We start from the raw sequence: 18298 nt of genomic DNA, 5'->3' as shown, positions 1-18298 counted from the left end.
GCGGAGGCGAGCATGTCGGATAGGACACAGTCATGAGTGGACAGGAGCGAAGCGACATGGGTCGCGAACCCACCGAAGACGAACTGGACGCGATGACGCGCGACGAGCTGGTCGAGCTCGGTACCGCGCGTGACGACGTCGAGGTCGCGTACCGCGGCGAGCGGTGGCCGGTGCCGGGCACCCGCGCCGAGAAGCGCGCCGAGCGTGCGGTCACGTTCTGGTTCGCCATCTCCGGCCTGGCCGCCGCCGCGCTGATCGGTGTCTTCCTGTTCTGGCCGTGGGAGTGGAAGGGCAACCGGCAGGAAGGCCACCAGGCCTACGCGCTGTTCACCCCGCTCGTCGGCCTGACCTTCGGCATCTCGGTGCTGGTCATCGGTATCGCCGTCGTGCTGATCCGCAAGCGGTTCATCCCCGCCGAGATCTCGATCCAGCAGCGCCACGACGGCCCGTCGGACGAGGTCGAGCGCCGGACCCTGGCGGCCGAGCTGCAGGACGCGCTCGACACCTCCACCCTGGGTCGCCGCAAGATGATGCTCGGCACCGCGGGTGCCGGCGTCGGCGTGCTCGGCATCGGCTCGCTGCTGGTGTTCATCGGCGGCATGGTGAAGAACCCGTGGGCCAAGGGCGACAAGTCGCCGCTGTGGGTGTCGGGCTGGACCCCGGACTACCCGGGCGAGACCATCTACATCCGTCGCGACACCGGTCGCCCGCAGGATGTCGTGCTCGTGCGTCCGGAAGACCTGGACGCCGGCGCGATGGAAACCGTGTTCCCGTGGAAAGAGAAGTGGCGCGGCGACGAGCACGAGACGCTGCAGTCACTGCGTGGCATCCGCAACGCGGTCATGATGATCCGTCTGCGCACCGCCGACGCGGAGAAGGCGATCAAGCGCAAGGGCCAGGAGAGCTTCAACTACGGCGACTACTTCGCCTACTCGAAGATCTGCACCCACCTCGGTTGCCCGACCTCACTGTTCGAGCAGCAGACCAACCGCATCCTGTGCCCCTGCCACCAGTCGCAGTTCTCGGCGACCGAGTGGGGTAAGCCGGTCTTCGGTCCGGCCGCCCGCGCGCTGCCGCAGCTGCCGATCACCGTCAACTCCGAGGGTTTCCTGGTCGCCAACGGCGACTTCATCGAGCCGCTCGGCCCGGCCTTCTGGGAGCGTCGTTCATGAGCACTCTGGTGGCGAACCAAGCCAACGAGATGGACGAGCGGTATCGCGCCGCCGCGTTCATGAAGCGGTCGATCAACAAGGTCTTCCCGACCCACTGGTCGTTCCTGCTCGGTGAGATCGCGCTGTACGCGTTCATCATCCTGCTGCTGTCGGGTGTGTACCTGACGCTGTTCTTCGATCCGTCGATGGCGCACGTCACCTACGACGGCGCCTACCAGCCGCTGCGCGGCGTCGGCATGTCGCGGGCGTACGAGACCGCGCTGAACATCTCCTTCGAGGTGCGCGGCGGTCTGTTCGTCCGGCAGATCCACCACTGGGCGGCCCTGCTGTTCGCGGCGTCGATCATCATCCACCTGTTCCGCATCTTCTTCACCGGCGCGTTCCGCAAGCCGCGTGAGGCGAACTGGGTGATCGGCTCGCTGCTGCTGATCCTGGCGATGTTCGAAGGCTTCTTCGGCTACTCGCTGCCCGACGATCTGCTCTCCGGTACCGGGCTGCGGGCCGCGTTCTCCGGTATCACCATCGGTATCCCGGTGATCGGTACCTGGATGCACTGGCTGATGTTCGGCGGCGACTTCCCCGGCGACATCATCATCCCGCGCCTCTACGTCGCGCACGTGCTGCTGCTGCCCGGCATCATCCTGGCGCTGATCGGCGCGCACGTCGCGCTGGTCTGGTACCAGAAGCACACCCAGTTCCCCGGCCCCGGCCGGACCGAGAACAACGTGGTCGGCGCGCGCATCGTGCCGGTGTTCGCCGCGGACCAGGGCGCGTTCTTCGCGTTCACCCTCGGCATCGTCGGCATCATGGGTGGTGTCCTGCAGATCAACCCGATCTGGAATCTGGGTCCGTACAACCCGTCCCAGGTCTCTGCGGGTTCGCAGCCCGACTTCTACATGATGTGGACCGACGGTATGGCGCGCCTGATGCCGCCGTGGGAGCTCTACCTGGGTCGCTACACGGTCCCGGCGGTGTTCTGGGTCGCCATTGTCATGGGTCTGGTGTTCACCCTGCTGATCGCCTACCCGTGGATCGAGAAGCGCCTCACCAACGATCACACGGCGCATCACAACCTGCTCCAGCGTCCGCGCGACGTGCCGGTCCGCACCGCCATCGGTGCCATGGCCATCGCGTTCTACGTGGTGCTGACGCTGTCGTGTGTCAACGACATCATCGCGTTCAAGTTCGACATCTCGCTGAACGCGACGACCTGGATCGGCCGCATCGGCGTGCTTTTGCTCCCGCCGCTGGCGTACTTCGTGACCTACCGGTTCTGCATCGGCCTGCAGCGCAGTGACCGGGCGGTGCTCGAGCACGGCATCGAGACCGGTGTCATCAAGCGCCTGCCGCACGGTGAGTACATCGAGGTGCACCAGCCGCTGGGCCCGGTCGACGACCACGGCCACGCGATCCCGCTGGAGTACCAGGGCGCCCCGGTGCCCAAGAAGATGAACAAGCTGGGTTCGGCGGGCAAGCCGGGCACCGGTAGCTTCCTGCGGCCCGACCCGAAGGCCGAGTCCGACGCCTACTTCGAGAACGAGCACGCCGAGGAGCACAAGATGCTCACCGCGCTCGTGAACGAGCAGGCACGCGCCAACGGTGACGCGCCGCACGGTCACTGATCGCGCAAGCACCACGAGAAAGGCCCCGAGTCGATGCGACTCGGGGCCTTTCCGTATTCGGCTCAGAGGCGCGGGGCGCGCCGGTAGGCCTCGATCGCCTCGAACTTGGCCATATTGTGCCGGGCATCGGCCAGCGCGTCGTGCGCGTCGTCGGGGATCGGCGGCAGCTCTGGGCTGCCGTGCGCGACCCAGTGCTGACGTAGCTCGTTGGTGTAGCGCGGCATGCCCTTGGGCAGCGCGGTCATGTCACCCCACAGCTGGCACAGCGCGACGTGGTCGTAGGCGGCCACCCAGGCCCACAGCTCCGGCTGGACGCTGGGCCGCGGCAGGAAGAACTTGAACAGGTCGTCGCGGATCTGTTCCCTGGTGCGATACAGCGGCGATCCCGCCTGCGGCAATTTCGGGAGCACATGTTTGCGGACCCACGGCCCAGCCCGCCCCGCGTCGAATTCGGTGGACACCGCGTAGTATTCGCGCCCGTCCTCGCAGACGACGCCGATCGAGATCAGATCGATCGTCACGCCGTCCTCGACGAATTCCGAGTCGTAGAAATATCGCAGGGAGATCGCCTCTTCGTGCCGGTGGGCGGCCGCGACCGTCCGGCGGGACGGCGCGGTCCGTAACCCACGATGGGTTGACCGAGAAACCCTATGTCGACGGTTCGCACGTGACGCGCACGGGTCTGCCGTGACCTCACAGCGAACAAACAGGGTCGACGGGCAAGATGTCGCCTGTGCGGGTGCTTGTGGTCGAAGACGAGACGATATTGGCCGACGCGATCGGCACGGGGCTGCGACGGCACGCGATGGCGGTGGATGTGGTCTACGACGGCGACGCGGCGCTGGAACGCGTGCCGGTCAACGACTACGACGTCGTCGTCCTGGACCGGGACATCCCCGGCGCGTCCGGCGACCAGGTGTGCGGCTGGATGATCGAGCACGGCGTGGACACCCGCGTGCTGATGCTGACCGCGGCGGCCGGGATCGGTGAGCGGGTCGCCGGGCTCGGGCTGGGTGCCGACGACTACCTGACCAAGCCGTTCGCCTTCGCCGAACTGGTCGCCCGGGTACAGGCACTCGGGCGCCGGGCGCACCCGGCCACCCCGCCGGTCCTGCGCCGCGGTGGTCTCTGCCTCGACGTGCACCGCCGCACGCTGACCCGCGACGGTCTGCCGATCACGGTGTCACGCAAGGAGTTCGCGGTGCTGCGTGAGCTGATGCGCGCCGACGGCGGTGTGGTGTCGGCCGAACAACTACTGGAGAAGGCGTGGGACGAGAACATCGACCCGTTCACCGGCGTGGTCAGGTACACGATCATGATGTTGCGCCGCAAGCTCGGGGAACCGGCGCTGATCGAGACCGAGCCCGGCGTGGGCTACCGCATCCGATGAGCCGCCCACGCTCGACCATCAGGCTGCGGCTGACCCTGCTGTACGCGGCGTCGTTCTTCGTGGCCGGCGCGGTGCTGATCGCGGTGATGTACTTCTCGCTCGAGCAGTGGCTGGACCGGCGGCCCGCGGCGGCGACGCACATGATCATCAGCAAGCATCTGGCGCTGGGCGATCGGATGCCCGCGGCCGAACAGCTCGCCGCCGCGATCGTCGCCCAGGCCGAACAGGAGCGGCGCGATGTGCTGCGGGTGATGCTGATCTCGTCGCTGTCCGCGCTCGTGGTGGTCGGGATCGCGGCCGCCGGGTTCGGCTGGCTGCTCGCCGGGCGGGCACTGCAGCCGCTGCAGCGGGTCACCGCGACCGCGCGCCGGGTGGCCGACCGCAGCCTGCACGAACGCATCGGCCTGGAAGGGCCGCCCGACGAGATCAAGGACCTCGCCGACACCTTCGACGCCATGCTCGAACGCCTCGACCGTGCCTTCGACGGCCAGCGCCGCTTCGTCGCCAACGCCTCCCACGAACTGCGCACCCCGCTGGCGATCAACCGCACCCTGATCGAGGTGGCGCTGGACCGGGCGGACGCGCCCGAATCGCTACGGCAGCTCGGCGAGACCCTGCTCGAGGTCAACGGCCGCCACGAACGCCTGATCGACGGGCTGTTGCTGCTGGTCTCGAGCGAGCAGCAGCTCCTCGAGCGCAGGCGCTGTGACCTGGCGGGTATCGCACGGCATGTGGCCGACCTCAGCACGACAGAGGCCACCGGCGCTGGTGTGTCACTCGAATGCGACGTGGTGTCCGGGCCGGTCGACGGCGACCCGATCCTGCTGGAGCGGCTGGTGCACAACCTCGTCGACAATGCGGTGCGGTACAACCGTCCGGGCGGCCGGGTGCGCATCGAGTGCGCGACGGAGACCGGAGCCGTCCGGTTGACCGTGGCCAACACCGGCCGGGTGGTGCCGGAATTCGAACTCGACGGACTGTTCGAGCCGTTCCGCCGCGCCGCGGACACCACCCGCCGTGCCGACCCGGGAGCTCGCCGCGGCGCGGGCCTCGGACTGTCCATCGTCCGATCGGTGGCCCACGCGCACGGCGGCACCGTGCACGCGGCGGCCGATCCCGACGGCGGACTGATCGTCACGGTGTCACTGCCCGCCGCCGGGATCGCGGTGGTACGTCAGTAGGTGGCGCACACCTCGAGGACTTCGAGCATCTTGGTGCGCTGCCCCTCATGCCTGCCGTCGTGCCGTCCGGGGTGCTCACCCTGGCGCTGCTGGATGATGACCCGCCGCTCCTCGGGCGACTTCGCCAGCAGTTCCGCGAGTTTCGCGCGATGCTCGGGGTGCTGGGCGAGCTTCTGGGCGAGGTCGGGCGCGTGCTCGGCGAGCGCCGCCTCGATCTGTTCCACCGAGCACGTCGTCTCGAGCATCGGGTGGCTCTGATCGCCGGGCGCGGCGCTCGCCGTGCCGACGGTCGCCGCGGTTGCCAGCGCGGCGAGGCCGATCGCCAGGGCCGTACGGGTCGACAGGTGGTTCCACTTCATCGTCGGTAAACCTTTCTCGGGGTGGTCGCCGTGTCGCGACCCGGATGCCACTTCACCAACTCGCTTGTTTGCCTGGCGTGAGGGCAGCGAAGCCGACCTCACCTCGACCGGCCCGGCGGTGGGGTTCCGCGCCCGGGTTACGTATTCTGATCTGGTGACCTGGACCGTCGACGTACCCATTGACCGCCTGCCGGAACTGCCGCCGCTGCCCGCGGAACTGCGCAGCCGACTCGACGCCGCCTTGGCGCGGCCCGCCCTGCAGCAGCCGTCGTGGGACGCCGAAGAGGCCGCGACGATGCGCACCGTGCTCGAGAGCGTGCCGCCGATCTGCCTGCCCGCCGAGGTGGAGGAGCTCAAATCCCAGCTCGCCGCCGTCGCGCGCGGTGAGGCGTTCCTCATGCAGGGCGGTGACTGCGCGGAGACCTTCGCCGACAACACCGAACCGCACATCCGCGGCAACATCCGCACCCTGCTGCAGATGGCCGTCGTGCTCACCTACGGCGCGAGCCTGCCGGTGGTGAAGGTGGCGCGGATCGCCGGCCAGTACGCCAAGCCGCGCTCCTCCGACGTCGACTCGCTCGGCCTCAAGTCCTACCGCGGCGACATGGTCAACTCGCTGGTCGCCGAGGAGGCGGTGCGCCGCCACGACCCGGCGCGCCTGGTCCGCGCCTACGCCAACGCCAGCGCCGCGATGAACCTGGTCCGCGCGCTGACCAGCGCGGGCATGGCCGACCTGCACCAGGTGCACGACTGGAACCGCGACTTCGTCGCCCAGTCGCCCGCGGGCGCCCGCTACGAGGCGCTGGCCGAGGAGATCGACCGCGGCCTGCGGTTCATGACCGCCTGCCAGGTCAACGACCCGAGCCTGAAGTCGGCCCGCATCTACGCCTCGCACGAGGCCCTCGTCCTGGACTACGAGCGCGCGATGCTGCGGCTGAGCGAGAGCGAGACCGGCGAGCCGCTGCTCTACGACCTGTCCGCGCACTTCCTGTGGATCGGTGAGCGCACCCGTCAGCTGGACGGCGCCCACATCGCGCTGGCCGAGCTGCTGGCCAACCCGATCGGCCTCAAGATCGGCCCGACCACCACGCCCGACCAGGCCGTGGAGTACGTCGAGCGCCTCGACCCGAACAACGAGCCGGGCCGGCTCACCCTGGTCGCCCGGATGGGCAACGGCAAGGTGCGCGACGTCCTGCCGCCCATCATCGAGAAGGTCCAGGCCACCGGCCACCAGGTGATCTGGCAGTGCGACCCCATGCACGGCAACACCCACGAGTCCTCGACCGGTTTCAAGACCCGCCACTTCGACCGCATCGTCGACGAGGTGCAGGGCTTCTTCGAGGTTCACCACGCCCTGGGCACCCACCCCGGCGGCCTGCACATCGAGCTGACCGGCGAGAACGTCACCGAGTGCCTCGGCGGCGCGCAGGACATCTCCGACCTCGACCTCGAGGACCGCTACGAGACCGCCTGCGACCCGCGCCTGAACACCCAGCAGTCGCTGGAACTGTCGTTCCTGGTCGCCGAGATGCTGCGGTAAGCCTTGTGCCCGAAGCGGATTCCGTGTTCAGTCACCGCTGTTATCTCGGTCGATCCGCGAATGCCCGGTAGAGTCGCATGGCAGCCAACGGAGTACAGGGGAGCGGTCGGTAGATGGACGAAGGGCACGGCGCGGAACGCGACCTGAGCGCCGGCGGCGATCCAGTGGATGTCGAGCGCGAGGATCTCGGCACCACCAACGGTGAGCCGTATGACCCCGAGCGTATCGATGTGGTGACCAAGACCCCGACGATCTCGCTGATGCTGTCGCGGCTGCGACGCGGGACGATCGACCTGCAGCCCGATTTTCAGCGGATCGCCGGCATCTGGAGCGACGCCAATCAGAGCAGACTGATCGAATCGATCCTGCTGCGTATCCCGCTGCCCGCGTTTTACGCCGCCGAGGTCGCCGAGCCCGAGGATTCTGCCGATCAATGGGCGATCGTCGACGGCATTCAGCGGTTGACAGCGATCGTGCGGTTCGTCGAGCCCTCGCCTGCTTTTCCGCCACTGACGTTGACCGGGCTGAACTATCTGGATTTCAATGGCAGCCGCTTTGCGGATCTGCCTGGTAGGCTGCAGACCCGGCTCGAGGAGACTGAACTCGTCCTGCATTTGATTCGGAGAGGTACCCCGGTCGAGGCGAAGTTCAATATCTTCGCCCGGATCAACACCGGCGGGCTGCCGCTGACAACCCAGGAGCTGCGGCACGCCCTTATCCCGGGGCGGGCTCGCGAGTTGCTGGCGGAGCTGGCCGATTCCGCGGAATTTCAAGAGGCCACAGATGGCTCGGTGGCCAGGACCAGAATGGCCGACCGCGAAATGGTGTTGCGTTTCCTTGCCTTTCGGCTCACCGATCCGGCGGAATACCGGGAGAAGGACTTCGACCGATTTCTGCAGGAAGCGATGCGGCGAATCAACCGATTGGCTGATGACGACGTCGAGGCGCTATGCCGGGAGTTCCGGGTTGCGATGCGAACAAGCCAGGAAGCCTTCGGGAAGTACGCTTTCCGGAAACAGTACGAAGAGCATGCATCACGGTACCCGGTCAACAAGGCGCTGTTCGAGTCGATTTACGTCGGTTTCGCCCGGCAACCGGGTATGGCCGGTCGTATCGCGGCGAAGCCGAAGCGGTTCCTGCGCGGATTCCGTGATCTGCTGAACAGCGATCGTCAGTTCGAGCGGTCGATTTCGGTGAGCACCGGCGACCCGGCCTCGGTGCGGTACCGGTTCGCCAAGATCGGTGAACTTGTCGACAGTCACGGGCGGGGGTAGGCCGTGCTGAACGGCATCACCCTGCGGAACTTCAAGGCATTCGCCGAAGTGACGGTTCCGCTGCGCAGGTTGACCCTGCTGACGGGACTCAACTCATCCGGCAAAAGCACCGTCCTGCAGGCGTTCGCGCTCTTGCAGCAGACACAGGCAAATCTGGCACTGGGTGGCTATGCCTTCGGACTCAACGGTGAGTGCGTAGAACTCGGGCTCGGGCGCGATGTCCGCCACGAGGCATGGGTCGACACCACATCGTCGCCGGGTGCCATCGAAATCGAGCTGCACAGTGATGTCGGTGATCGCGGCGGTGCGGTGCGGGGGTGGGGATTCTGGTCAGCCGAGTACCAGCCGGACGAGGACCTGCTCGTATTGTCACCGGATTTCGTCCCAGGTGTTCTGCTGGATCGGAGTGGGCGGGAGCTGACGCCGGCCGAGCGCGCACGGTACCAGGACCAGTTGTATACGCTGTTCGACGATATGCCAGACTTCGATACCACTCCGCCGTTTCACTGCGGATTCCAGTATCTGCGTGCCGACCGGATCAACCCCGCGGTCAGCTACCTGCGTTCGACGGCCGTGCAATCGGGCTTTCTCGGAGCCCGCGGTGAGCACGTGGTCAACTACCTGCGCATCCATCAGGACGACGAGGTGGCGCCGGCATTGCGGCATCCCGGTGCGCACGGCAATTCGCTGCTCCGGCAAGCCGAAGCCTGGCTGGGGCTGTTGTGTCCGGGGATCAACCTGCAAGCCGCGGGTATCGATGGAACCGACGCTGTGCGGCTGTCGTTCAGCCATGGTTCGGCTGGGCTCTCCTCGTCCAATCGCTATCGGCCGACAAATGTCGGCTTCGGGCTGACGTACGTTTTGCCGATCGTGATCGCCTGTCTCACCGCGAAACCCGGTGGGCTGGTTCTGTTGGAGAACCCCGAAGCTCACCTGCACCCCCGCGGCCAGACCGCCATGGCCGAACTCATCGCGCGGGCAGCGTCGACTGGTACCCAATTCATCGTCGAATCCCACAGCGACCATGTTCTCAACGGTCTGCGGCTCGCGGTGAAGCGTCAGGTTCTGTCGCCAAAAGAGTTGCAGCTGTTGTACTTTCATACAGACGGCAAAGGTGTCAAGCATGTCGACCCGATCGAGGTACGCCCGAGTGGCGCGATCGAACAGTGGCCGGCCGGCTTCTTCGACGAGTGGGACACCGCGCTCGACGAACTGATCGACTAGCGACGCCAAACCTGGGGGAAAGTTGCCTGTCCTGCTCTGCTTGAACGAACTCTCCTGCCGGTACACCCTCCGCGAGGAGGCGATCGGCACCACGATGGGGGAGTTCGTCAGCGCTCTCAAGGCGATCGAGCCGCGCCCGGTGCTGGTCTCGCCGCTCAAGCTCCCGCACATCGAACTTGCCCACGGCTATCCCATGGCCCGCTGGATGGCGCGCGATAAAGATCGCGGACGGTGGCTGCTCCGACTCCAAGATCGCGCTCCGTACTCGTTCGCCGAGCTCGCCGACGACCAGGACGACGACCTCGAGTATCGCTTCGACGGAGCGATCGCCGAAGGTATCGGACTGGCCCACAGCCACGATGGCCTTGCGGTCAGCTTGCCCTCCGGACAGCACTGGACCACAACATCATTGGCCGTGGACCGAACCTCGATCGACGAGTCGGTCGGCGATCTCACGGTCGATACGGTGCAGGTGCGCCACCTCTCGACTGCCGACCACGTGGCGGCGCACAAGGCGTGGTTGGGTGAGCTCGCGTTCGGCGCCACGATTTCAACCGGCGCCGAATTGTGGACACGGCGCGAAGAGCTGTTCCCGGCTCTCACCTTCCTTCCCCGTGTCGCCGACCACCTGGTCGACCTCGACCCCAAGTGGGTACACGCAGTCACCGTCCGCCTGCGTGAATGCCAGGAAATGGTTGTCGAGTGGCGAGGCTGCGATGCGATCGGACCTCGCTACCGGTCATTGGTCACTCCCGAACACACCACTCGTCGACGGGAGACCCATTTCGAGGATCTGGACGGTGTGGTCCGAGATTTCGGCACCCATCTTCGTTTCACACCGGACGCCGGTCGCCTGCACCTGCGCGAAGTCCCCGAGGAACGCACTATCCGCATCGCCCACATCGGCTTGAAGATCGGCATCTGAGAACGCGGTCCTCCGACCGGCGATCAGCGGGGGCCGCGCCCGGGCTTTTCCTTGTCGGGATCCTTACCCCTTCAAGGTAGGGCGGTGAGCGTCACGACGCTGCCCGCCTCCACATTCGAGTTGAAGCCCGGCACCTGGCCGATCACCAGGGAGCTGTCGGAGTCGGTGAGCGATTTGACCTCCACCTGGAGACCCAGCTGCTGCAGCTTGGAGCGGGCGCTGCCGACGCTCTGGCCCATCACATTGGGCACCTTCACCGCGCTCGACACGATCAGCGTCACGCTGTCGCCCGACTGCAAGGTGGTGCCGACGGCGGGGTCGGTGCCGATCGCCTTGTCGCCCTCGACGCTCTTGTCGTACTGCACGCGGGTCTCGCGCACGGTCAGCCCGGCGCTGGTCAGCGCGCGAGCGGCCTCCTCGGCGGTCTTGCCGCGCACATCGGGCACGTTGACCGGCTGCGACCCCTTGCTGCGGTAGACCTTCACCTGCGCGCCCATCGGCAGGATCGTGCCCGGTGCGGGCTCCACCTTGGCCAGCGAGCCCTTCGGCGCTGTACTGGCCGCCTCGCCGCTGTCGATCGGCTGCAGGCCCGCGTCGCGGATCGCCTGGTTGGTGGCGCTGATCTGGTCGCCAGGCTTGATATCGGGCACCCGGGGCTTGCCGTTGGAGATCAGCACCGCGATCGTGGAGCTCTTGGTGACCCGCGAGCCCGCCGACGGATCGGTGCCGACCACGCCGCCCACCGGAATGGTGTCCGAGGCCTTGTTGCGCAGCACGGTCTCGAAGCCCGCCTCCTGCAGCACCGCGACGGCGCGTTCGGAGTCCATCCCGGCGATCGGCGGCACCGCGGTGTAGCGGCCGACGCCGAGCCACCAGCCGCCGATCCCGACCAGCAGGGTCAGCGCGGTGACGATCGCCGCCCACACCACGCCGGTGCGGCGGGATGTGCCCTCGTTCGCCGCGAACGGGTTGTGCGCCACGGCGGGGGAGTGCGTGTGCTGGTATTCGTCGGGCCGTGGCCGGGCCGCGGTGACCACCCTGGTGTGCTGGGGCTGGTGGTCCGGGTTCGGAACCGGATGCGCGGCAACCGGATTCGGGGTCGCGGGCCGTTCACCGGGGTGGTGCGCAGCGCCGGTCCGGTAGCTCTCGCTGAGGTGTTCGGCCGAATCCCGCGGCGCGGGCACCCGATACGGCGGCAGGTTCAGTTCCATCGCGATCGACTGCAGGTGCGCGGCCATCTCGTGGGCGTCGGCGTAGCGCTGCTGCGGATCGCGAGAGGTGGCCTTGGCCACCAGGGCGTCGAACTCCGGCGGCACGCCACCGATGAACTGGCTCGGCGGCGGCACGTCGTTCTCGACGCGCTGATACGCCACCGACAGCGAATTGTCCCCGGTGAACGGCACCCGGCCGGTGAGCAGTTCGAAGACCAGGATGCCGAAGGCGTACACGTCGGAGCGGGCGTCGGCGGTGCCGGTGGTCACCTGCTCGGGGGCCAGGTAGGCGGCGGTGCCGAGGATGACGCTGGCGGAGGTGGTGTTGGCGGCGGCGACCGCCCGGACCAGGCCGAAGTCGGCGATCTTCACCTCGCCCGCATCGGAGATCAGCACGTTCTCCGGCTTGATGTCGCGGTGCACCAGGCCCGCGTCGTGGGCGGTGCCGATCGCGCGCAGCACCGGCTCGGCGACCGCGCGCACGGTGTGCGGCGGCATCGGGCCGCGTTCGCGCAGCAGTTCGCGCAGCGTGCCGCCCTCGACCAATTCCATGATCAGGAACGGATACTCGCCGTCGACGCCCTGGTCGTACACGGCGACCAGCGACGGATGCTTCAGCTTCGCCACCGCGCGCGCCTCGAACTCGAACCGGGTCAGGAACTGCGGATCCCCGGCGAACTTCGGATCCATCACCTTGACCGCCACCGGGCGATCCAGCCGGGTATCGGTTCCCCGGAACACCATCGACATTCCGCCGCGGGCGATCGGCGCATCGATGCGATAGCGCCCTTCCAGCATCTGGCCGATCAAGTGATGTCCTCCGGCTTTCACAAACTTCTCACCCCTCGCGACACTGCGACAAGCGACAAGGCCACCGTGTGCGGCCCCCACGATCGTAACCGGGTGATGATGGCATGCCAGCCGATGCGGGCCAGCCCACACGTACTACGGTTGTCGTGTGAGTGCCTTCCCCTGCAGCGACGATGTGCTGCCCGACACCGAAACCGTCGTCTCGCTCCCCGAGGCCGCCGACATACTCGGCATCCCGGTCACCGCCGTGCACCAGCTGCTGCGCGACCACCAGCTCCTCGCGATCCGCCGCAACGGTGTCGCAGGCATTCCATCCCGGTTCTTCGACGACAACGACGAGATCGTCCGGATGCTCCCCGGCCTGATCACGGTGATGCGCGACGGCAAATACAGCGACGAGGACATCCTGCGCTGGATCTACACTCCCGACGACTCCCTGCCTGGTCGTCCGGTCGACGCCCTGCACGGCCCCCTGGCCCGCGAAGTCGTCCGCCGCGCCGCCGCCGAACCCTTCTGAGCGCTGGGTCGGCTACCGGTCAGGGTTCGAAGCCTGGAGCGGCTTCCCACACCGCACTGACAGGTATCGCCGGGAGTTCATGCCCGAATGGGAGCGTCTCCGTACCGGTATAGAGGACGATGCCGGCGCGAAAGTCGTCGCCGAGTCGCCGGTCGAGGTGTCGGAGCCCACGTAAATCTTCTGTGCGAACCGTGGATGCTGCCTTCACTTCGATGCCGACGACCGTGCCGCGCCGGTCCTCCAGCACGATGTCGACTTCGATCTTGTTCTTGTGTGAATCGGCCGCGAGCAGCCGTGCCGCGAGCGCGCGAATCAGCGCGGCCAACTGCGTCTGACGATATGCGGGGTGCATGACTGACGATATGCGGCGTATAGCCTGACGATATGCGGTCGCTCTGCTGACGCTGTGCGGCAGATTTACCTCGGGAGCGTGGCATGCTGACTTCCCCGACCTTGCATCGCAGGTCGCGGGGCTGCAACACCTCGCCGTGAGGTCTTTCGCTTGGCCGCGTCGTCTGCAATGGTGGGGTGTTGTGCCCGCATCCGGCGCAGGCGAGGAGCAGCTATGACCTACACGGCTCGGCTCGGTGACCCCGTCTGGCTCGACCTCTACACCGCGGATCCCGACCGCTCGATCGCCTTCTACGGCGACCTGTTCGGCTGGACGGCCGAGCGAGGCGGACCCGAGTACGGCGGCTACATCACCTTCCGCAAGGACGGCAAGGCCGTCGCGGGTGGCATGGGCCGCATGGGCGACCCCGATCCACTGCCCGACCGCTGGACGGTGTACCTGTCCACCCCCGATGCCGCGGCCACGACGGAGAAGGCGAAGGCCAAGGGCGCCCGGGTTCTCGTCGAGCCGATGGTGGTGGGCGACTTGGGATCGATGGCGGTGCTCGCCGACCTGGGCGGCGCGAGTGTCGGCATCTGGCAGCCTGGCACATTCGGCGGCTTCGAGACACGCGGCGCGGTCTTCTACGGCAAATGGACCGACCACGTGGATGTGCCGTCGTGGTTCGAGTTGATGGCCCGCGATTTCGAAGGCTCACTCGACTTCTACCGCGAAGTCTTCGGCTGGGACGAACTCTTCGCGTTCGAAGAACGCGACGACTTCCGCTATTGGACCTTGCATCCAACCCACCCGCATACGGCGGGCGTGATGGACGGCATCGATCACCTCCACGAGGGCGTGCCGGACGCGTGGACGGTGTACTTCGGCTGCGCGGACCTTGACAACACCGTCACGCAGGCGCTGCGACTGGGCGGCAGCATCGTGTTCGAACCGATGGACACACCTTACGGCCGGGTCGCGGCGCTGGCCGACTCGACAGGTGCGCACTTCAGCCTCGGCCAAAACTTGCCGGAACCGACAACGTAGATCCGGCGTCGGTATCGGTCAGCATCCTGCGCTGGATCTACACCGAGGACGACTCCCTCCCCGGGCGCCCCGTCGACGCCCTGCACGGCTCCCTGGCCCGAGAGGTCGTCCGCCGCACCGCCGCCGAACTCTTCTGATTCAGTCTGTCGTCCGTTCGATAGCCTGATCCTGCGCACGGCGCCAAGCGGACGAGCGCAGCAGTCGCAGGCCGTTGAGTCCGACGATGACGGTGGAGCCCTCGTGCCCGAGAACGCCGAGGGGCAGCGGGAGATGGCCGACCAGGTCCCAGACGACCAGGACCCCGATGAAGCCGGCCGCGATGGCGAGATTGGCCAGTACCACCCGGCGTGCACGGCGAGACAGCGCGATGACAGCCGGGATCGTGGTCAGGTCGTCCCGGACGACGATGGCGTCGGCGGTCTGCAGCGTGAGATCCGAGCCCGCGCCACCCATCGAGATCCCGACGTGCGCGGTGGCAAGGGCGGGTGCGTCGTTGATGCCGTCGCCGACCATGGTCACCCGCGCACCGTCGCCTTCGAGTGCGCGCACGGCGGCGACCTTGTCGTGCGGGAGCAGTCCGGCGTGTACTTCGGTGATGCCGATCTGGCGGGCGAGCTGTGTGGCGGTGGCGTGGTTGTCGCCGGTCAGGAGAACCGGTGCGCTGCCGGTGGATTCGGTGAGGGCGGCGATGGCGGCTGCCGCCTCGGGACGGAGCTGATCGGTGAACCCGAGCACCGCGATCGGCTCGTCATCGCGGAGCACGACCACCGCGGTGCGGCCGCGCGACTGCACGATCGATACAAGGTCCCTGGCAGCGGAGAGCTGCGGCGAGCGGTCGCCGGGCGCTCCCTGGCCACCGGATTCGCCGCTCGCGAGCACAGCCGGCGAGCCCACGCGCACAAAGCTACCGTCGACACCGCCGGACACGCCGCGACCCGGCTGGGCGGCGAAATCGGCGGCGGCGGGGATTGCGAGACCACGCTGACGGGTGGCACGCACGGTGGCGGCGGCCAGCGGGTGCTCGCTGGGATGCTCGACCGCGGCGGCCAGGCGCAGGACTTGGTCCTCGGTAATCTGGCTGCCAGGCAGCGGATGAATCTCGACCAGTTCCGGCGTGCCGCGGGTGAGCGTGCCCGTCTTGTCGAACGCGACACGCGTGGTCGCGCCCAGCTGTTCCATCACCACGGCCGACTTCACCAGCACACCGTGGCGGCCCGCGGTGGCGATCGCGGCGAGCAGCGGCGGCATGGTCGCCAGGACCACCGCGCACGGTGAGGCCACGATCATGAATGTCATCGCGCGCAGCAGCGAATCCCGCAGCGCCGCACCGAGAATCAGTGGAATCACGAATACCGCGAGCGTGGCGACGACCATGGCGATCGAATACCGCTGCTCGATCTTCTCGATGAACAGCTGGGTCCGCGCCTTGGTGCGGCCCGCCTCCTCGACCAGCGCCGCGATCCGCGCGACGACGGAGTCCTCGGCCCTGCGCTCGACGCGGATCCGCAGTGCGCCGGTGCCGTTGAGTGTTCCGGCGAACACGTCGTCGCCGGTGCTCTTGTCCACCGGCAGTGGTTCGCCGGTGATGGTGGCCTGATCGACCTCGCTCGCCCCGTCGACGACGCGTCCGTCGGCGGCGATCCGGTCGCCGGGCCGGACCAGGATGACGTCACCGACGGCGAGATCGGCCGCGGCGACGGTCTGTTCACCGTCGCCGCTGAGCCGGGTCGCGGTGTCGGGTGCCAGCGTCAGCAGCCCGCGCACCGAATCCTCGGTGCGGGTCATGGCCAGCGCTTCGAGCGCGCCCGAGGTGGCGAAGATGACGATGAGCAGCGCGCCGTCGACGATCTGACCGATCGCCGCGGCCCCGATCGCGGCCACCACCATCAGCAGGTCGACATCGAGTGTCTTGTCCCGCAAGGCTTTCAGTCCGTCGAGTCCCGGTTCCCAGCCCCCGGTGAGGTAGCAGGCCAGCAGCAGCGCCCACCACAACCACGACGGCCCACCGGTCAGCTTCGCCGCCAGCCCGAGCGCGAACAGCGCGGTCGCCGCGGCGGCCCACCGCATCTCGGGGATCGCGAACAGCCGGGTCCGCACGGCCGGACCGCGCGAAGCGGTGATGGATGGACGGACGGGCGTGGCGGTGGACGAGACCACAGGGACACCTCCGAGGCGGGAACGGGGACCCGAGAATAACAGATCATATGAAGAGGTTTTCATGTGTTACGGTCCGCTAAGCTCCTCGCCATGGGACACGGTGTGGAAGGCGACCGCCCGGCGACACGGCTGGACGCTGCCGCCGCCGCGCACGTGGCGACCACCCTGCAGGCGCTGGCGACACCGAGCAGGCTGCTGATCCTCTCCGAGCTCCGTCAGGGCCCGCGCCCGGTCACCGAACTCGCCGAGGCGGTCGGGATGGAACAGTCCGCCGTCTCGCATCAGCTGCGCCTGCTCCGCAATCTGGGCCTGGTCACCGGCACCCGCGCCGGCCGCAGCATCGTCTACAGCCTCTACGACCAGCACGTCGCCCAACTGCTCGACGAGGCCATCTACCACAGCGAGCACCTCCGCCTAGGCCTCGCCGAGCGTCCCGAGATCGCGGGCTGACCTCGCATCGCGTGGTCTCGCTGGCTGGTCCGACATCGCGGGCCGACATCGTGACGCGTCGTCTGGTCGAATGGCCCGAGATCGCGGGCTGACCTTGCGTCGCGTGATCTCGCTGTCCGATCCGACATTGGGCCGCGTCGTCTCGTCGAATGGACTGACATCGCGGGCTGACCGTGCGCCAGGGCGTCTCACCGAACGTCCGGCGCCTCGAGCGGTGATCGTCAGCGGAGAGAGGTAGCGAACCCCTTGGCGGCGACCAGGATTCGGCGATGGTTCGGCACGGTCGCCCGTCGCTCGAACACCTGGAAGTCCGCCGCCTCGATCCGGTCGAGGATCTCGGCGTAGAGCACGGCCGCGGTGCGGATCGCCGGACGTACCCGCGGCTCGAGCAGCTCGATACCAGGCTCGGCGCGGCGGTAGATATCGCGATTGACGGCGATCAGATGGGCCAGCGCCCGGCGCAGTGGCTGGTTGGTGCGGTCGGCGGCCCGGCAGGCGCGCAGGTGGGCTTCGTCGACACCGAAGGCGGCCAGCTCCTCGGCAGGCAGGTAGATCCGATCGCGGTCGAGATCCTCGGCGACATCGCGCAGGAAGTTCGTGAGCTGGAATGCCTCGCCCAGCGCCGCCGCGGCGGGTTCGGTCTCGGCGACAGGGACGACCGTGCCGAGCACCGGCAGCAGCTGCAGGCCGATGGCGGCCGCGGAACCGCGCATGTACTCGCGCAACTCGGTCATCGTCGCGTAGCGGGTGCGGTGGGTGGCGGTGCCGGGGACGTCCATGCGCATGGCATCGAGGAACGTCCAGAAATGGGTGTGGGCGATGTCGTAGCGGCGGATCGTGTCGGCGGCCGCTGTGAGGATCTGGTGTCGACGCAGGTCGGCGGTGTCGATATCGCCGTGTTCGAGGGCGAGCCGGAGCTGCTTCTCCACCAGATCGAGGTGCTGGGCCGGGCTGATCTCGGCGGGGCCCTCCGCCACGGCGACGCGCGCCCCGTCGCGCCGGGAGGGCAACCCCCCCGGGTCGGCGGCCCGGGGGGACAGGGCAGGGCCCCAACCCCCGCCACGCCTCCGCCCGCGGCACGCCCCCCG

General features: G+C 67.9%; 17 protein-coding genes and 1 pseudogene. 12 read left to right on the top strand and 6 right to left on the bottom strand.

Features of this window, described 5'->3' with window-relative positions; genetic code table 11:
• The first annotated feature begins 32 nt into the window (after nt 1-32).
• On the top strand, nt 33-1172 hold the full coding sequence (locus tag ACFWPJ_RS01280; RefSeq protein ID WP_378845756.1) for a ubiquinol-cytochrome c reductase iron-sulfur subunit: 1140 nt from the start codon (nt 33-35) through the stop codon (nt 1170-1172).
• Nucleotides 1169-2794 carry a cytochrome bc complex cytochrome b subunit gene (locus ACFWPJ_RS01275; RefSeq protein WP_378845754.1) on the top strand — a complete coding sequence of 542 codons (1626 nt, stop codon included), beginning with the start codon at nt 1169-1171 and terminating at the stop codon, nt 2792-2794. Before ACFWPJ_RS01280 ends, ACFWPJ_RS01275 begins: the two co-directional genes overlap by 4 nt.
• 62 nt (nt 2795-2856) lie before the next feature.
• On the opposite strand, the gene ACFWPJ_RS01270 is transcribed toward ACFWPJ_RS01275, so the two are convergent.
• Nucleotides 2857-3354 carry a polyadenylate-specific 3'-exoribonuclease AS gene (locus tag ACFWPJ_RS01270; RefSeq protein ID WP_378845776.1) on the bottom strand — a complete coding sequence of 166 codons (498 nt, stop codon included), beginning with the start codon at nt 3352-3354 and terminating at the stop codon, nt 2857-2859.
• Between the two features lie 173 nt (nt 3355-3527).
• Between ACFWPJ_RS01270 and ACFWPJ_RS01265 the strand changes: the two genes are divergently transcribed.
• Both ACFWPJ_RS01265 and ACFWPJ_RS01260 read left to right on the top strand, forming a co-directional pair.
• The gene (locus ACFWPJ_RS01265; RefSeq protein WP_378845752.1) at nt 3528-4184 is read left to right on the top strand and encodes a response regulator transcription factor; all 657 of its coding nucleotides are present in this window, start codon (nt 3528-3530) and stop codon (nt 4182-4184) included.
• Nucleotides 4181-5365 carry a sensor histidine kinase gene (locus ACFWPJ_RS01260; RefSeq protein WP_378845750.1) on the top strand — a complete coding sequence of 395 codons (1185 nt, stop codon included), beginning with the start codon at nt 4181-4183 and terminating at the stop codon, nt 5363-5365. Before ACFWPJ_RS01265 ends, ACFWPJ_RS01260 begins: the two co-directional genes overlap by 4 nt.
• Here the strand turns inward: ACFWPJ_RS01260 and ACFWPJ_RS01255 are convergent.
• Nucleotides 5359-5724, bottom strand: coding sequence for a hemophore-related protein (locus ACFWPJ_RS01255; protein WP_378845748.1), 366 nt, complete (start codon nt 5722-5724; stop codon nt 5359-5361). The genes ACFWPJ_RS01260 and ACFWPJ_RS01255 overlap by 7 nt on opposite strands.
• A gap of 154 nt (nt 5725-5878) precedes the next feature.
• On the opposite strand from ACFWPJ_RS01255, the gene ACFWPJ_RS01250 reads away from it, so the two are divergent.
• The 4 genes from ACFWPJ_RS01250 to ACFWPJ_RS01235 all read left to right on the top strand — a co-directional run bounded on the left by ACFWPJ_RS01250 (nt 5879) and on the right by ACFWPJ_RS01235 (nt 10687).
• Nucleotides 5879-7264 carry a class II 3-deoxy-7-phosphoheptulonate synthase gene (locus ACFWPJ_RS01250; protein ID WP_378845746.1) on the top strand — a complete coding sequence of 462 codons (1386 nt, stop codon included), beginning with the start codon at nt 5879-5881 and terminating at the stop codon, nt 7262-7264.
• Nucleotides 7265-7377: 113 nt separating this feature from the next.
• A complete protein-coding gene (locus ACFWPJ_RS01245) occupies nt 7378-8538 on the top strand; it encodes a DUF262 domain-containing protein (protein WP_378845744.1) in 1161 nt (386 codons plus the stop codon).
• A gap of 3 nt (nt 8539-8541) precedes the next feature.
• Nucleotides 8542-9762: a DUF3696 domain-containing protein gene (locus ACFWPJ_RS01240; RefSeq protein WP_378845742.1), complete on the top strand. Its 1221-nt coding sequence runs from the start codon at nt 8542-8544 to the stop codon at nt 9760-9762.
• A 40-nt stretch (nt 9763-9802) separates the two neighbouring features.
• Nucleotides 9803-10687 carry a hypothetical protein gene (locus ACFWPJ_RS01235; protein ID WP_378845741.1) on the top strand — a complete coding sequence of 295 codons (885 nt, stop codon included), beginning with the start codon at nt 9803-9805 and terminating at the stop codon, nt 10685-10687.
• A gap of 71 nt (nt 10688-10758) precedes the next feature.
• Here the strand turns inward: ACFWPJ_RS01235 and pknB are convergent, their stop codons facing one another.
• Nucleotides 10759-12729, bottom strand: coding sequence for a Stk1 family PASTA domain-containing Ser/Thr kinase (gene pknB / locus ACFWPJ_RS01230; RefSeq protein WP_378845739.1), 1971 nt, complete (start codon nt 12727-12729; stop codon nt 10759-10761).
• 127 nt (nt 12730-12856) lie between these two features.
• On the opposite strand from pknB, the gene ACFWPJ_RS01225 reads away from it, so the two are divergent.
• Nucleotides 12857-13225 carry an Rv2175c family DNA-binding protein gene (locus tag ACFWPJ_RS01225; RefSeq protein ID WP_378845738.1) on the top strand — a complete coding sequence of 123 codons (369 nt, stop codon included), beginning with the start codon at nt 12857-12859 and terminating at the stop codon, nt 13223-13225.
• Nucleotides 13226-13244: 19 nt separating this feature from the next.
• On the opposite strand, the gene ACFWPJ_RS01220 is transcribed toward ACFWPJ_RS01225, so the two are convergent.
• On the bottom strand, nt 13245-13550 hold the full coding sequence (locus tag ACFWPJ_RS01220) for a hypothetical protein (RefSeq protein WP_378845736.1): 306 nt from the start codon (nt 13548-13550) through the stop codon (nt 13245-13247).
• 240 nt (nt 13551-13790) lie between these two features.
• Here ACFWPJ_RS01220 and ACFWPJ_RS01215 point away from each other — a divergent pair, with 240 nt between their 5' ends.
• Both ACFWPJ_RS01215 and ACFWPJ_RS01210 read left to right on the top strand, forming a co-directional pair.
• A complete protein-coding gene (locus tag ACFWPJ_RS01215; RefSeq protein WP_378845734.1) occupies nt 13791-14603 on the top strand; it encodes a VOC family protein in 813 nt (270 codons plus the stop codon).
• 23 nt (nt 14604-14626) lie between these two features.
• Nucleotides 14627-14740 (top strand): annotated as a pseudogene (locus tag ACFWPJ_RS01210) (Rv2175c family DNA-binding protein); the annotation flags it as partial.
• 1 nt (nt 14741) lies between these two features.
• On the opposite strand, the gene ACFWPJ_RS01205 reads toward ACFWPJ_RS01210, so the two are convergent.
• Complete coding sequence (locus tag ACFWPJ_RS01205) at nt 14742-16670, bottom strand: heavy metal translocating P-type ATPase (RefSeq protein ID WP_378845774.1); 1929 nt, start codon at nt 16668-16670, stop codon at nt 14742-14744.
• A gap of 180 nt (nt 16671-16850) precedes the next feature.
• On the opposite strand from ACFWPJ_RS01205, the gene ACFWPJ_RS01200 reads away from it, so the two are divergent.
• Nucleotides 16851-17210 carry an ArsR/SmtB family transcription factor gene (locus tag ACFWPJ_RS01200; RefSeq protein ID WP_378845732.1) on the top strand — a complete coding sequence of 120 codons (360 nt, stop codon included), beginning with the start codon at nt 16851-16853 and terminating at the stop codon, nt 17208-17210.
• Between the two features lie 221 nt (nt 17211-17431).
• Here the strand turns inward: ACFWPJ_RS01200 and ACFWPJ_RS01195 are convergent.
• A partial coding sequence (locus ACFWPJ_RS01195; RefSeq protein ID WP_378845731.1) for a phytoene/squalene synthase family protein occupies nt 17432-18298 on the bottom strand: 867 nt, incomplete at its 5' end.

It is taken from the genome of Nocardia sp. NPDC058497 (assembly GCF_042720195.1).
In the GTDB taxonomy this organism is placed as follows: Bacteria; Actinomycetota; Actinomycetes; order Mycobacteriales; family Mycobacteriaceae; genus Nocardia.
Note: the sequence above shows the minus strand (reverse complement) of the source record. Positions and strands in the feature narration are given on the sequence as shown.